A 15,042-nucleotide genomic window follows, 5' to 3' on the forward strand; every position below is an offset into this window, starting at 1 on the left:
TTACATGGAGATTTAATACATTAGTTACCACTTGCAGCATAACTTGTTAATATGTAAAACTATTAAGTGCGAAGTAATAATCAATTATAAAGAAAAGCTACATCAACTATATAGAAGGACCTATGAAGAAGACTCTTTTATTAATCACCGCACTAATTGCAAATAATGCGGTTGCACAGACAGACTTTGCTGACGATTACGAGTTTATATCAGTCGCCAAATGCAGTACGTTGGCTCAAATGCATTCAATAGTAAACAAAACTGAAATCGCGAACAGTTTTGCAACGCAGTTCAGTGCATTAGCTAGTAAAGAGAAGGTCAATATTGATCCTCTGAGAGTCAACAAATACATGAAGCTGGTTGAAGAGGATGTTTCTCAATATATAATGGAACTCGTGAATGAAGTAGAGGTGAATAGTGGCATTGCATTATCTGAGAGGGTATTGAGGTTGGCTTTTGATGACTATAATTGTAAACCATATTTTTTCTCTATGATCGACAAACTTATAGAAGATTTTGATACAGAAATGTCAACTAAAAAGATTCGTGAAGTACGCGAGAACATGTTTGAACGTTATTTGACTGTCCCTACAGAGTGACTTTAGCCCGTAATATACTGCTAATATCTATGGCAAAAACTTTTAACAGTTCTGAAACGCCTTATTGACGAGTGCTTAAAAATGAGCAAAATGTAAACAACGTCTATTTGTAGAGGTACTGAACGACGCAATAGCTACTAAAGAGGTCTACTCCAACCCCTCCCCCCTAAGTATCAACGCAGAGTAACGTCAATAAAGTCTAGCAAGACTTAGTCTAGGGAGCCTGTCGATGGCTTCCTTTTTTGTCTTTAGCGGGACTGTACCGTAGCGAGCCCCCTCAGATTTTGCTGAATGACCTGTTATAGCATCACTTACACTATCTGATACATTTAGGGTACGCATATCTGTCTTGAAAGCATGCCTGAAAGCATGAGCAGGTTGGCTTATTGACACTCCTTTTGATCTAACCTTTGAACTCCACCACTTACTAAATGCGACTGAGTTTTTACCATAAGTGCCTACGGGGATATCTGGGAAAAGTCGCCCTCTATGTCTATCAACATAATCTAAAAAGCCTAATTCTAAAATATGCTCTGCTATTGGAATATGTCTCAGAGAAGAATCAGTCTTCACACTCTGTCCTTCACCTCTACGGATATTTAGATAGTGTATGCCCTGCTCACTACAACTTACATCAGAGTGATCTAACTGGGCTATTTCCGCCAAACGAGCGCCTGTATACCTGCAAAGCAGAGGAACCCAGTAGCAGGCTAAACCGTATTTGTGACTGAAACTTGGGTCTGTAAATACTTCATCAGAAAACAGTTTTGTGAAGTCTTTAGGTGTGTACCCTCTGCCTTTGTCGTCTACCTCGGTCCTCTTCTGAGTATTTTTAACAGAGACCCCAAAAGTAGGATTAAACGAAATGAGGCCCAACTCGACAGCATAAGTAAATACTGGAGATATCTGCTTTATCGCATTGGTCACTGTATTGGAAGATAACAGGTTTAGCGAATTGCTTGAGGCGTGATCTATCTGCTCAGAAATAGTCATGCGCTTTATCTCACGAGTTCTGCTCTTGGGGAGTTGTAGCAACGTATCCCTAAACTCAGCTATGTGGCTTTTCTTGATAGTGGCGATATGCATATCACCCAAAATTGACACAAATCGCTCTACCTTTGACTTGGTTTCATCTAACGTCTTGAGTCTTGATTGATTATTCTTGTGCTGAAGCTCGTCAGAAGCTCTCCAACGCTCATAAACGTTAGATATAGAGTCTTTAGGACCTACTGAAGTTTTTGATGATGTAATACTTCCAGAGCCCGTAGAGAGCGATTCATTGGACAATGACATGTCTCTGGGTTCATCATTCCATTTCCCCCTAAAACGACTTAAGCAAAGCTTTTCCAAGTCCACTAAATGACTATAAAAAGCCTTTGCTAAATTGATATATGAAATGCTTGAACGAGGTATAGACAACCCATTTAATTTAAGCTGTGGGTCAATTAGGTGGGCGAGCTCCTGAGCGAAACCTTGCAATTCTGAATTAGATGCACGCAATACTTCTGAGCCTTGTAACGACAGCGTATCAGAAAGCCCAAACCAATGAGTATGCACCTCAAGATTTCTATAATCATTTTGTGATGAGTCCCATACTAAGCCTTCGTTTTCTTGATTATGATACACAAGGAAATCATCGTATGAATCTGTTTTTTGGACTTTTTCACGAGCAGATACATACCAGCGATTTGCTATTATCTGGCAATCGCGCAAGCTTAATTCGTGATTGTTTTCTCCCCTAAGCGTTAACTCTGCAAAATCCAGTTGCTGGTCTATTTCAGCGAGTAACGGGATGATTCGTTTTTTAGCTTCACGGAGGTCTTTTGTTCGCAGTGACTGCTTAAATTCAGTCTTACCTATCACTGAGGTGAGATGTTTGGGCACACCTTTTCTGAGGTAATAAGTGCCTGAACTTGGATGCTTAAACGGAGAACTCATTATACTCATTTGTACCAACCTTTTGTACCAGTTGGTCCGCAAGGTCGATTCTCTAAACCCTAGAAACAACAAGGCCCTGCGTCATGCAAGGCCTCGATGCTATTTGGCGGAGAGAGAGGGATTCGAACCCTCGTTAGGTTTAACCCTAAACACACTTTCCAGGCGTGCGCCTTCAGCCACTCAGCCACCTCTCCAAATTTTTTATCAAGAACGTTTCACGAGTGAAATTCCTTGAGCGCGCGTATAGTAGGTAAACCCGCGGCCATTATCAAGAACTTGCTTAAAATAAGTATGCAAGTGCTTATAAAACAGACTATTTACTACAGACCGCCCTTTGCTTTCAATTCAGCTGAAAATTGTAGCATGCGATCAAGTGGAATAAGCGCGTCAGTGCGAAGTGAATCATCGACAAAAATTTCGTGTCCATCACTTCCCTCGGTTAACGACGCCTTAATCGCCTCTAACCCGTTCATTGCCATCCAGGGGCAGTGAGCACAACTTTTGCACGTAGCGCCGTTACCGCCCGTTGGAGCCTCTATAAACGTCTTATTTGGCTCTAATTGCTGCATCTTGTAGAAAATACCTTTGTCGGTAGCAACAATAAAGGTGTCATTGTCCATTTCTTGCGATGCTTTGATCAGCTGACTTGTGGAACCAACTGCATCCGCCATGTCTACGACACTGGCTGGCGACTCTGGGTGTACTAACACTGCTGCGTTGGGATAAAGGGCTTTCATGTCGCCAAGTTTTTGTGAAGAAAACTCATCGTGAACAATACATTCACCCTGCCACATTAGCATGTCGGCACCGGTTTGCTTGGCAATGTATGCACCTAGATGTCTGTCTGGGCCCCAAATAATCTTTTTGCCCTGACTGTCGAGATGCTCTACGATTTCCAAAGCAATACTCGATGTCACTACCCAGTCGGCACGCGCTTTCACTGCAGCAGAGGTGTTGGCATACACAACAACTGTGTGATCAGGATGCTGGTCGCAAAACTCACTGAATTCTTTTACTGGACAACCAATATCCAATGAACACGTTGCCTCTAGGGTTGGCATGCGCACTGTTTTTTCAGGGCTAAGTATTTTAGCCGTTTCGCCCATAAAGCGAACGCCAGCTACAATCAGAGTTTGTTCTTCTGCGTCACGCCCAAATCTCGCCATTTCTAACGAGTCGGCAACACAACCCCCAGTTTCTTCAGCTAATGCCTGAATTTCGTGGTCTGTGTAGTAATGGGCTACAAGCACGGCGTTACGTGCCTTAAGTAAGGCTTTTATTTCTGCCTTTAACTCGGCTTTACGTGCTTCTGATAATGGCTGTGGTTTTGCTGGGAACGGGTAATCCACCTGTTCCACACGAAATGCTACTGACATTTACCTACATCTCAATTGCGACAAGGGTCGCGATTATACCCAAGTGTCATAAAAATTACACACTACATGATCAATAATAGCGCAATAAAAGGTCTTAACGTTGTAAGCTGTCGGTTATTAACGTCTGATACTCATCGCGGGAGTAGCGATTGTTTCAAAATGGCTACTACAGTACCTGCAAAACTGCTTATAAGACTGCTCGTAATAATCGATACTAGGATCGGAAATTGTGAGATCAAAGAGTCAATGATAAAGAATGTTTGAAACGCCCACGCCAGAAGCGATTGGGACAGCAGTTGATATTGTATTAGTGCGCCATAACTTAGCTAGGGATGTGTGGCAATGTGCTTGAAAAAATGATTCTCTTGGATAAAGATATCTGAGATTTAAATTCTTAAGTGGGAGTTTTTAATTGGTCTAGAAAAAGGATGGTGGGTCGTGCTGGATTCGAACCAGCGACCAATTGATTAAAAGTCAACTGCTCTACCAACTGAGCTAACGACCCATCCAATGACACAAGATTTATTTCACGAAAAATATAGTATAGCATCTTAAATGATGGTGGGTCGTGCTGGATTCGAACCAGCGACCAATTGATTAAAAGTCAACTGCTCTACCAACTGAGCTAACGACCCATCATTTGAAGCTTGAAAAGAAGTGGTGGGTCGTGCTGGATTCGAACCAGCGACCAATTGATTAAAAGTCAACTGCTCTACCAACTGAGCTAACGACCCATCTTTTCGGTTGTTGCCTGTGTCTAGGCAACGGCGGCATATAATACTCAGATTTTTATCTGACGCAACCCATAATGCCCTTTTATTTTGATATTTTCATTAAAACAGGACTAAGCGGTCAAAATGAAAACAAATAGCTGAGTATTTGTACCGCGCCACTGGATGTTTAATTGAAAAATATCACATTTACGATTTTCAACGCGATAAAAAAAGTTGTTATTAAACCGTGAGAAACTTGTTTTACTAATTAGATGGTAGAGTAAAAAAGCCCCTTTAACGGGGCTTTAATAATTACAAGTTGTTTAACCTTGATTCTGCTAAACGTTTAGCAGATGACTCGGGGTGTTCGTTCACTACTTGCAAAAATAGTTGACGTGCCGATGCGTTGTCACCATTTCTCTGGGCGATAACGCCAAGTTTCAATAGCGCATCAGGTCGCTTCGTTGAACTTGAGAACCGATTAACCACAATATTGAATTGCTCGCTTGCATCGCTCCATTGTTGCTTGTTAAACAACAGCTGCCCAAGCCAGTAATGCGCATTTGGCGCATATTCACTGTTTGGAAAACGCTCGATGAAAGACTGGAAAGCAGGTATCGCTTTGTCGTACTCTCGCGACTTCAATATGAGATTAACAGCACTCTCATAAGCCTCGCTTTCTCCGACCTGCACAGGCGATGCTGGTACCGATTCCGGCACTGTGCTTACCGCACCAGAGGAGCTTGTGCTTGTTAACGCGCCACTTTGCTTTAAGGCCTCTACCCGTTTATCTATTTCTAGATAAAGCTCGCGCTGGCGTTCCAGTACTTTTTGAAGTTCATTGGTATTCACCTCAACCGCACCGCGAAGCTGGTCCACCTCGTTTTGCATATTATCTAGCTGAGTTTGCATTCTATGCTGCATCTCAGTTCGACTTTTTACAATACGCTCGAGCACAACAATACGTTGTTCAAGCTCGCTGCCGCCATTCGCATTAACGACAGGTGCCTGTGCGAAGCCAGTAGAGGCTGTGAGGGCGGCACATAGCGTAGCGCCCCACTTAATGGTGTCTCTTACTGAAGCTGCCATTAGCGGTATACAACCACTCCGCGACGGTTTTGCGCGAATGCATATTCAGTTGAACCCATTACTGCAGGCTTTTCCTCGCCGTAAGAAACAACCGTTACCTGGCTGCTGCTTACACCCGCGTTTAGTAGGTAGGTTTCTACCGACTGAGCGCGACGCTCGCCAAGTGCAATGTTGTATTCAGGCGTGCCACGACTGTCGGTATGACCTTCAACAGTAACGTTCATGTTAGGGTTTTTAACTAAGAACATTGCGTGCTTGTCTAAAACACGTTGAAATTCTGGCTTGATGCTAGCGCGGTCGAAATCGAAGTATACCGTTTGCTCATTTTTCAGCGCTTCCATTTCTTGCTGAACCATTTCTTCTTGGCGCTTCATACGCTGAGCGGCTTCTGCTTCTACACGCTGAGCTTCCGCTTCACGGGCTTCAGCTTCTGCTTGAGCTTGTTCTTGTGCCATACGGTTGCGTTCTGCCGCTAACTCTTCTTCGCTAGGTCCCGACGAACATGCCATCATTGTCACTACTGGCAAGGCGATAATGAAGCTTTTCATCACTTTATTCATTTGCATCCTACTAATCCTTAATTTTATTGTTTAGTCGTTAAATTGTTAGAACAAAAATGGTGACCAACTTGGCGATTTCACTTGCCCATTGGCTGCTGGTAACCTAGCTTTAAAGCGCCCGTCTAAAGAGACAAGTGATAGCACTTGCTTGCCCTCGTGAAGGGTACTGTAAATAATCATGCTTCCATTCGGCGCTACACTTGGCGACTCATCTAAATACGTTCTTGTAAGAACTTGCAAAGAGTCTTCGTCTAGCGCTTGCTTGGCAATATGGTAGTTACCATTTGTTTGGTTAACTACTACCATTTGTTTACCGTCAGGCGTTAAAGTTCCGCCAAGGTTTTGTTCACCGACAAAGGTGACTCGCCTTACTTTCCTTGAATTTAAATTTACGCTATATATCTGAGGTTTACCACCCCGTTCCGAGCTAAAAATTAAGCCACTGCCGTCCGGAAGCCAAGCCGGCTCTGTGTCAATCGCTCTGTTGCGCGTAATACGACGTAAGTTTTTCGTCGCGAGATCCATAATGTAAATTTCAGGATTCCCGTCTTTTGACAGCACCATGGCAAGTTGTTTGCCGTCTGGCGAAAACGCCGGACTGCTATTAATTCCAGGAAAATCAGTAATACGCGTACGTTCACTGGTGTATATATCTTGAATAAATATTTGTGGTCTTCTGTTCTCAAAGCTCACATACGCTAAGCGCTCACCATCTGGCGACCATACTGGCGACATCAATGGCTCTGGAGATGAAAGAAGCCTGGTTTCGTTCTCACCATCATAATCAGCAATCACTAATTGATACGGTTTTTTAACGGTTTCCCTATCGCGAACGATCACATAGGCTATTTTCGTTAAGAATGCACCTCGAACACCGGTAAGCTTTTCATACACAATATCACTGACTCGGTGGGCGTATTGGCGAAAGTCTCGCGCACTTATCGACGCTTGGCGCGCCAAAATAACGTGCTCATTGCTCGTTACCAAGGTCCCCTCTTTTAAGACTTTTGCTTTTCCGCCATCAAGCTGACCTTTCAAAATATCGATCAGTTGATACGACACAATGTACTTATCAGCGCTTTGCTGCTCAATGCTGCCTACTAATACGGTATCAACCCCAAGTGTTGCCCACGCAGTGTAACTCACCTCTTCTGCCGTCTCTGGATACTGGGGCATGCTATCTACTGAGATAGGATTAAATTTACCGCTACGCATTAGATCAGCGCGAACCACTTGTGAAATATTTCCAGGAGGTGCACCTTCGCCTTTCCACTTAAAAGGGACTATACCGATAGGTCTTGCACTATCCACCCCTTCGGTAATGACAATCTCCAGAGAGGCAAATGCATTTGCACTCACCGCTAGGGAAATCATTGCTATCCATAAACCTAGTTTTTTCATACCGCTATAATTCCACTTTTAAAGTTATATCTTTTAACTGCTCGTAAACGTCGGGCGCATCAGATACCGGAAGCTTGTCGGCACGTCGAACTGCACTTTCTGCCGCCCGACACAATGCATCATTGCCATCTAAAACCCGAATACTGGTCACAAAACCCGTTGTCGCTAGCCGGATATTCAGTCTACACACTTTTCCGTCAAAACTATCATCTGAGTACAAATTCCGTTTTATGGTTTGCTGTATCAATGCCGTATATCGCTCTACTTCCGTAAGAACTTGTTTTTGACGCCTTTGTTGCTGTGCAGCGCGCTCTTGAGCAAGTTGCTCTTGCATAATTCTTTCCATTTCTGCTTGTTCAGCAGCTTCTTTTCGTTTTTTTATTGCATCTTCTTTCGCTTTCGCCTCTCGCGCTTTACGTTCTTTTTCCTTTTGGGCCGCTAATCGCTCTAGTTCTTTTTGTCTTTTAACCTCTGCAGCTTCGGCTTCTCGCTTTTCCCTCGCTCTTTTATTTGCAAGGGCTTGCTGTCGTTTTTGCTCAGCTGCGGCTGCGGCTTGACGCTGCTTTTCAGCTTCTTCAGCGCGAGCTTGTGCCTGAGCCTGAGCTTCTACACGTTTTTTATCCGCAATAGCCTGCGCATCAATAAATGTTGCTTCTATTGTGGGTGCATTACTCGGTAGGCTAGGCAGAGGGTCGGGAGAGAAACTGACGCTTATTAGCAACACCATGGCAACCACGGCGTGAAGCGCTAGGGACTTATAAAGCCCCTGCTTTTCATTAGGTTTTGAAGGTGCTATCGCGCTGCGGCTATTCGTGAAGCTGTCAGCACTGCCCTGAGTACCGCCCTGCGAAATGCTTTGAGACGGATTGTTAGCGCTAGCTTGCCTGCTATTTGAGGGACTACTCGGTTTAGTAGGGTTAGACATGCTGTGCCTACTCAACAGGGTCGGTCATTAAACCCACCGACGGGACGCCGGCTTGCTGCAGCAGCACCATTAGCTGAATAACCTCGTTATAGGCCACCTGTCCGTCACCTTTCACTACCACAGGCGTGTTCGGCGATTTTTGCAATTGGGCACTGACTATAGCACCAAGCTCTTCTTCGCTAATTGGCGACTCTTGGTCGTCACCCACATTGAGGAAGTACCTCCCCTTCACATCAACCGACGCGATAATAGGCGGATTATCCTCCTGCTCTATAGGGTTTGCACTGGCCTTGGGCAAATCCACTTTTACCCCCTGAGAAATGAGGGGAGCAGTTACCATAAAGATAATAAGCAGCACCAACATAACGTCGATGTAAGGCACTACATTTATTTCTGATACCGGCCTACGGCGTTTTCTCACATACATAGCAATAACCTCCGCGGTAACGCTTAAACCTGATGTGCTTGGGCTGCAGCCTGGCGTTGAAGAATTGCTGAGAATTCTTCCATGAAGTTACCGTAGCTATTTTCCAACTTTTCAACTTGATGGCTGAAACGGTTGTAAGCAATAACCGCAGGAATTGCAGCAAATAAACCAATAGCAGTAGCGATAAGCGCCTCTGCTATTCCAGGCGCAACCATCGCAAGGGTTGCTTGCTGTACTTCGCCTAATGCAATAAATGCGTTCATAATTCCCCAAACGGTACCAAATAAGCCAATGTATGGGCTGATAGAGCCTGCCGTTGCTAAAAACGGTAGGCGACTCTCAAGCTCTTCTACCTGGCGAGACATTGACACTCGCATGGCGCGGTAAGTGCCATCAACAATACCGTTAGTTGGGGTGTTGGATTTACGTAATCTCACGAACTCTTTAAAACCTGAACAAAAAATACTGCTCATGCCGGTAAGGCTAGCCCTTGATGATAACTCTTGATAGAGCTTGTTAAGATCGGCACCAGACCAGAACTTATCTTCAAATTGGCGCATTTCAGTACGCGCCGCATTAAGGGCTTTACTGCGCTGGAAGATAAAGGTCCATGATGCTACCGAGACGCTTAGCAACAACAGCATTACGAGTTGAACAATGAAACTTGCTTGTAAGAACAAGCCGATAAATGTGAGATCAGATGACACGCGAAATTTCCCCTAACAAAGTACGTGGTAGTCGTTTTGGCTTCATAGCCGCTAAATCGACACAGGCAACTTGAATATCCGCAGATACTAATTTTATGCCGTTGTTATTATTTATGATTTGTTGAAACGTCATACTAGCGCCTTTTAATTCTACAACGCGAGTCTCAATACTCAACAGTTCATTGAACCTCGCTGGCGCATAGTTATGCATCTCAACGCGTTTGACGACAAAAGCGATAGATTGTTCCATTAAAGTATCTTGCTCAAACCCTAGGCCTCTAAGCCACTCGGTACGCGCCCTCTCCATAAACTTAAGATAGTTAGCGTAATATACGATCCCGCCAGCATCCGTGTCCTCGTAATACACTCTTATTTGATGTTGATGCATAACTATTCCCTAAACAATAAATAAATTCATCTATAAGGCAGATTAATAGTAGTTAAATTGCGATAAACGACATTTTAAAAAAAGCCTTAAGACAGCATTAAACCTGAGCCTTAATGTTTTCACAACCAATGTGCAACATTCAGTTAACGCATTAGATTTTCTAACTCAAAAATATAATTTTACTCAATTGTGCATTTTTAGAAGGTCTCTATAATGCATCGCATCAGTCGCACAGAGCGTGATGGTGCTTAGCACGGTCATGCACGAGTTAATCTCCTGTTAGACATGAGTTCCCTGGATTTATTTCCTTCAACACTTGTTGTTTTAGCCCGCTCTATGAGCGGGCTTTTTTTTGCCTTAGATTTATCAAGGCTCTCAGTGTAAGTAGAAATACTAACGCGCAGGGGTAAACCCAAAATGGAGGTAGGCACGCTGAGACGCTATACGACCTCTCGGCGTTCGCTGCAAAAAGCCCTGTTGAATAAGGAAGGGTTCAATGACATCTTCGATGGTTTCTTTCTCTTCTCCGATAGCTGCGGCGAGATTATCTAAGCCCACAGGACCGCCATCGAATTTTTCTATAATGGCCGAGAGCAATTTTCTGTCCATATAGTCAAAGCCCTCCTTGTCCACATCGAGCATATCAAGGGCTTTTGCCGCTGTGTCAGCGCCAACGGTGCCATCAGACTTTATTTCTGCATAGTCTCGCACTCGTCGTAATAGACGATTGGCAATACGAGGCGTGCCTCTAGCTCGACAGGCAATTTCTCTCGACCCCTCTTCGGTCATCGATAAGTTTAGGTAGCTTGCGCTTCTAGACACAATAGAGGTGAGGTCTTTCACCGAATAAAATTCAAGGCGCTGTACGATACCAAAACGATCTCGCAGGGGAGACGTCAGTGAGCCAGCACGGGTTGTTGCACCTACCAGCGTAAACGGAGGTAGGTCGAGCTTTATCGAACGAGCTGCCGGTCCCTCGCCTATCATAATATCGAGCTGATAATCTTCCATTGCAGGGTAGAGAATTTCTTCCACTACGGGGCTCAAGCGATGTATTTCATCAATAAACAGAACGTCGTTTTTTTCAAGGTTGGTCAAAAGTGCGGCTAAATCACCCGCTTTTTCTAATACCGGCCCGGACGTGGTTTTAATGTTAACGCCCATTTCATTCGCAACAATGTTCGCAAGAGTTGTTTTTCCCAGTCCTGGGGGACCAAATATAAGAAGGTGATCAAGGGCGTCTTCTCGATTGCGTGCGGCCTGGATGAAAATTTCCATCTGCTCACAAACGTGAGGTTGTCCCGTATAGTCATCCAACATCTTTGGACGAATAGCGCGATCTATTACTTCATCTTCAGTGCTGGCGTCTGGCGTTATCAGTCTGTCGGCTTCTATCATGGTTCATCTACTTTTAATAAAATGGCTGCAGTATTTTTTATACCGCACCGTTATTACAGGGCCGCTTTTAGCGCTTCACGTATCAGGGACTCACTTTCCATACCGTCTTGGTAAACGCTATCCACCAACTTACTGGCTTGCGCTGGTTTATAACCCAGTGCAATAAGTGCGCTTTGCGCTTCTTCTCTTGCACTGTTTACAGCAACAAAGGTACTACCAGAAAGCAGGTCACTGCTTGGTGCGGGAACAGCCACACTTTGCATTTTTCCAAACTTGGCCAGTCGGTCTTTAAGTTCTACCACTAAACGCTCTGCGGTTTTTTTGCCAATACCCGGTAAGCTGACTAACGCGGAAACGTCTTCACTTTGCACGCTTGACAGAAACTGTGGCGCCGACATTCCCGATAAAATAGCCAAACCGAGCTTTGGTCCCACACCATTTGCTTTTATCAGCTCTCGAAATAATCCGCGCTCTAACTTATCGGCAAAACCAAACAGCAATTGAGCATCTTCGCGAACCACAAAGTGCGTGTACACCACAACTTCACCGCCTACTGCAGGCAGTTGGTAAAAGCTCGTCATCGGCATGTGTATTTCGTAACCTACACCGGCCACATCTACAAGAATTTCTGGTGGCTGCTTTTCAGCCAACGTACCGCGAATTCGTCCAATCATTTATATTCTCTTTGTGCGCGCTTGAATGCTTAAAAAGGATTGGTTCTAGGAAATTAACGCAAACGACCGCGAACGGTTTTCCGTGCTTGGCCCGCCATATTGATAAGGCTTTGTTCGGTATTGGCATGGCAAAGTGCCACAGCAAGCGCATCTGCCGCATCGGCCTGAGGTGTCCCACTTAAATTCAGCAGGTGCCTCACCATATGCTGAACTTGTGTTTTATCGGCATTACCTTTACCCACAACTGCCTGTTTAATTTGTCTTGCACTGTACTCGGCAACAGGAAGCTGAGATTGGGTTGCCGCCACTATTGCAGCTCCCCTTGCCTGACCAAGCTTTAACGCAGAGTCTGGGTTTTTAGCCATAAACACTTGCTCGATAGCAAACTCTGATGGGTTATATTGGCGAATGATGTCGCCCACGCCGGTAAATATATTTGCCAAACGAGAAGGTAAATCGGTAGTGCCTACTCGAATGCAACCGCTCGCCACATATACCAGCTTACCCTGCTTTCGCGCTATTAAACCGTAGCCTGTGATCCTAGAACCTGGATCTATACCCAGTATAACCATTAAGCCTTACTCGGTACAAACAAAGATACCGCTTCTTTGTTTGAAGGAGACCACAAGCGTGCTAGCGCCTCGTCTTTTGACACCCATTCGTATTGAAGATGCTCGGTAAGCGTTATCGGTGTTTTACTACTCACTTGAAGGGAAAATACATGCTCAGTATTGTGAAGGGTACCCGGAGGATAACGATGACGCCATCGCTCGCGAATAACGTATTGGTTTTGCTTGTTGTGATTAGTGATGGACAAACCTAAGGCTTTGGCATCAATACCGGTTTCTTCAGCCACCTCTCGATAGGCTGTTTCAATCGGCATTTCGCCGTCTTCTAATGCGCCAGTGACAGATTGCCAAAAAGACGCATCATCCATTCTTTGCAATAACAGCACTCGATGGTGTTCATCGAACAACACCACCAGCGCTGATTCTGGCTTTTTATAGACCATAAATTAAGATTGCTTCTTCACCGTCGCAATGGCCAAATCTTCAAGCTGCTGCGGGTTAGCTGGGCTTGGTGCCGATGTGAGTGGGCAAGCAGCTGTGGTGGTTTTAGGGAACGCCATGACATCGCGAATAGAAGTAGCCCCTGTCATCAACATGACAAGGCGATCTAAACCAAATGCTAAACCTGCGTGAGGCGGAGCACCAAAACGAAGGGCATCGAGTAAGAAACCAAATTTGTTCTTTGCTTCTTCGTCGTCTATTCCTAAAATATTGAACACGGTAGACTGCATATTCTCATCGTGAATACGAACCGAGCCACCGCCTAACTCAACGCCATTAAGCACCATGTCGTAGGCATCAGACAACGCGCCAACCGGATTGGCTTTCAACTCTTCTGGTGTAAGCCCACGTGGTGCCGTGAATGGATGGTGAATAGCGTGAAGCTGACCATCGAATTCCTCAAACATAGGGAAATCAACAACCCACAGTGGCTTCCATTCGCCCTCTAGCAATTCAAAGTCTTCACCTAGTTTTAGACGAAGTGCGCCCATGGCTTCTGTCACTACGGTGTAATCATCCGCACCGAATAAAAGAATATCACCCGCTTGTGCACCTGTACGCTGGATAATAGCATCGGTCACATCTTCGCTTAAGAACTTAAGCACTGGCGACTGCAGGCCTTCTTGATTAGGAGAGAGCTCGTTCACTTTAATCCACGCCAGACCTTTTGCACCGTAAATACCAACAAACTTAGTGTACTCGTCTATTTGCTTACGGGAAAGCTTTGCACCACCAGGCACACGAATGGCGCTTACACGGCCTTTCGGGTCGTTAGCAGGCCCACTGAATACTTTAAACTCCACTTTTTCAAGCAAATCGGCAACGTCAGTAAGCTCAAGAGGGTTACGTAAATCAGGCTTATCACTTCCAAAGCGCTTCATCGCTTCTGCGTAAGTCATTTGAGGGAAATCGCCAAGGTCCACATCGAGCATCTTGTTGAACAAGTCGCGGATCATACGCTCGGTAATACCCATCACGCTTTGCGCATCGAGGAACGTCGTTTCGATATCGATTTGGGTAAATTCTGGCTGACGGTCGGCACGTAAATCTTCGTCTCTGAAACACTTTACTATTTGGTAGTAGCGGTCCATGCCCGACATCATTAGCAATTGTTTAAATAGCTGAGGCGACTGAGGTAGTGCGAAAAACTCACCTTTGTGCGTACGACTTGGCACCAAATAGTCTCGCGCGCCTTCTGGTGTCGCCTTTGTAAGAATAGGCGTTTCGATGTCTAAAAAGCCCTCTTCTTCCAAGAAGCGGCGAACCGCGCCAGTGACTTTTGCTCTGAACTGTAAACGCTGGCTCATTACCGGGCGACGTAAGTCGAGGTAACGGTAGCGTAAGCGCTGCTCTTCAGAGTTTTCTTGATTCCAGTCGAGAGGAAGCACGTCTGATTTGTTGATAACTTCAAGACCTGTGCCTAAGATCTCAATTCCACCTGTGCGCATTTCTTTATTAATCTGTCCTTCTGGACGAGCGCGAACTTTACCAGTTAGCTTTACACAAAACTCACCGCGAAGGGTGTTAGCAACGGAAAGTACATCAGGTAAATCAGGGTCGAAAACAACCTGTACAATCCCTTCTCTGTCGCGAAGGTCGATAAAGATTACGCCACCTAAGTCACGACGTTTGTTAACCCAGCCACAAAGCGTGACTTCTTGCCCAATGTAAGTTGAATCGATGTTCCCACAGTAATCTGTGCGCATGGTCGTTGACCCCTGATAATTTTCTTGCTTAACGTGATGATTTGCGTACTTTATGGCCCTGAACTAATGCT

The 15,042-nt window shown here is 44.9% G+C and carries 15 protein-coding genes and 4 tRNA genes; 1 reads left to right on the forward strand and 18 read right to left on the reverse strand.

The window, feature by feature from the left end:
• The first annotated feature begins 122 nt into the window (after positions 1-122).
• Complete coding sequence (locus tag V7R39_RS00005; RefSeq protein WP_334026964.1) at positions 123-599, forward strand: hypothetical protein; 477 nt, start codon at positions 123-125, stop codon at positions 597-599.
• A gap of 189 nt (positions 600-788) precedes the next feature.
• On the opposite strand, the gene V7R39_RS00010 is transcribed toward V7R39_RS00005, so the two are convergent.
• The 18 genes from V7R39_RS00010 to aspS form a co-directional block, all read right to left on the reverse strand.
• Positions 789-2,546 carry a site-specific integrase gene (locus V7R39_RS00010; RefSeq protein WP_334026966.1) on the reverse strand — a complete coding sequence of 586 codons (1,758 nt, stop codon included), beginning with the start codon at positions 2,544-2,546 and terminating at the stop codon, positions 789-791.
• Positions 2,547-2,641: 95 nt separating this feature from the next.
• Positions 2,642-2,731: transfer RNA gene (locus V7R39_RS00015), tRNA-Ser, on the reverse strand.
• 126 nt (positions 2,732-2,857) lie between these two features.
• Complete coding sequence (nadA, locus tag V7R39_RS00020) at positions 2,858-3,913, reverse strand: quinolinate synthase NadA (RefSeq protein ID WP_334026968.1); 1,056 nt, start codon at positions 3,911-3,913, stop codon at positions 2,858-2,860.
• Between the two features lie 429 nt (positions 3,914-4,342).
• Positions 4,343-4,418 (reverse strand) — tRNA-Lys (locus V7R39_RS00025).
• Positions 4,419-4,472: 54 nt separating this feature from the next.
• A tRNA-Lys gene (locus tag V7R39_RS00030) sits at positions 4,473-4,548 on the reverse strand.
• Positions 4,549-4,571: 23 nt separating this feature from the next.
• A tRNA-Lys gene (locus V7R39_RS00035) sits at positions 4,572-4,647 on the reverse strand.
• Between the two features lie 291 nt (positions 4,648-4,938).
• Complete coding sequence (gene ybgF, locus V7R39_RS00040; RefSeq protein WP_334026970.1) at positions 4,939-5,715, reverse strand: tol-pal system protein YbgF; 777 nt, start codon at positions 5,713-5,715, stop codon at positions 4,939-4,941.
• Entirely contained in the window at positions 5,715-6,281 is a 567-nt protein-coding gene (gene pal, locus V7R39_RS00045) for a peptidoglycan-associated lipoprotein Pal (protein WP_334026972.1), read from the reverse strand. The genes ybgF and pal overlap by 1 nt, the downstream gene beginning before the upstream one ends.
• 39 nt (positions 6,282-6,320) lie before the next feature.
• The gene (gene tolB / locus V7R39_RS00050) at positions 6,321-7,676 is read right to left on the reverse strand and encodes a Tol-Pal system beta propeller repeat protein TolB (protein WP_334026974.1); all 1,356 of its coding nucleotides are present in this window, start codon (positions 7,674-7,676) and stop codon (positions 6,321-6,323) included.
• Between the two features lie 4 nt (positions 7,677-7,680).
• Positions 7,681-8,601: a cell envelope integrity protein TolA gene (tolA, locus tag V7R39_RS00055; protein ID WP_438823491.1), complete on the reverse strand. Its 921-nt coding sequence runs from the start codon at positions 8,599-8,601 to the stop codon at positions 7,681-7,683.
• Positions 8,602-8,608: 7 nt separating this feature from the next.
• Positions 8,609-9,028, reverse strand: coding sequence for a protein TolR (tolR, locus tag V7R39_RS00060; RefSeq protein WP_163105423.1), 420 nt, complete (start codon positions 9,026-9,028; stop codon positions 8,609-8,611).
• A gap of 23 nt (positions 9,029-9,051) precedes the next feature.
• Complete coding sequence (tolQ, locus tag V7R39_RS00065) at positions 9,052-9,735, reverse strand: protein TolQ (protein ID WP_334026978.1); 684 nt, start codon at positions 9,733-9,735, stop codon at positions 9,052-9,054.
• Entirely contained in the window at positions 9,725-10,123 is a 399-nt protein-coding gene (gene ybgC, locus V7R39_RS00070; protein ID WP_032096023.1) for a tol-pal system-associated acyl-CoA thioesterase, read from the reverse strand. The genes tolQ and ybgC overlap by 11 nt, the downstream gene beginning before the upstream one ends.
• Positions 10,124-10,516: 393 nt before the next feature.
• On the reverse strand, positions 10,517-11,521 hold the full coding sequence (gene ruvB / locus V7R39_RS00075) for a Holliday junction branch migration DNA helicase RuvB (RefSeq protein ID WP_334026981.1): 1,005 nt from the start codon (positions 11,519-11,521) through the stop codon (positions 10,517-10,519).
• Between the two features lie 53 nt (positions 11,522-11,574).
• Entirely contained in the window at positions 11,575-12,195 is a 621-nt protein-coding gene (gene ruvA / locus V7R39_RS00080) for a Holliday junction branch migration protein RuvA (protein ID WP_334026983.1), read from the reverse strand.
• Between the two features lie 53 nt (positions 12,196-12,248).
• On the reverse strand, positions 12,249-12,767 hold the full coding sequence (gene ruvC / locus V7R39_RS00085) for a crossover junction endodeoxyribonuclease RuvC (RefSeq protein WP_334026985.1): 519 nt from the start codon (positions 12,765-12,767) through the stop codon (positions 12,249-12,251).
• On the reverse strand, positions 12,767-13,207 hold the full coding sequence (gene nudB, locus V7R39_RS00090) for a dihydroneopterin triphosphate diphosphatase (RefSeq protein ID WP_334026987.1): 441 nt from the start codon (positions 13,205-13,207) through the stop codon (positions 12,767-12,769). The genes ruvC and nudB overlap by 1 nt, the downstream gene beginning before the upstream one ends.
• A gap of 3 nt (positions 13,208-13,210) precedes the next feature.
• Positions 13,211-14,971 carry an aspartate--tRNA ligase gene (gene aspS / locus V7R39_RS00095; RefSeq protein WP_334026989.1) on the reverse strand — a complete coding sequence of 587 codons (1,761 nt, stop codon included), beginning with the start codon at positions 14,969-14,971 and terminating at the stop codon, positions 13,211-13,213.
• Between the last annotated feature and the right edge of the window lie 71 nt (positions 14,972-15,042).

This window comes from Alteromonas sp. P256 (genome assembly GCF_036864455.1).
Lineage (GTDB): Bacteria > Pseudomonadota > Gammaproteobacteria > Enterobacterales > Alteromonadaceae > Alteromonas.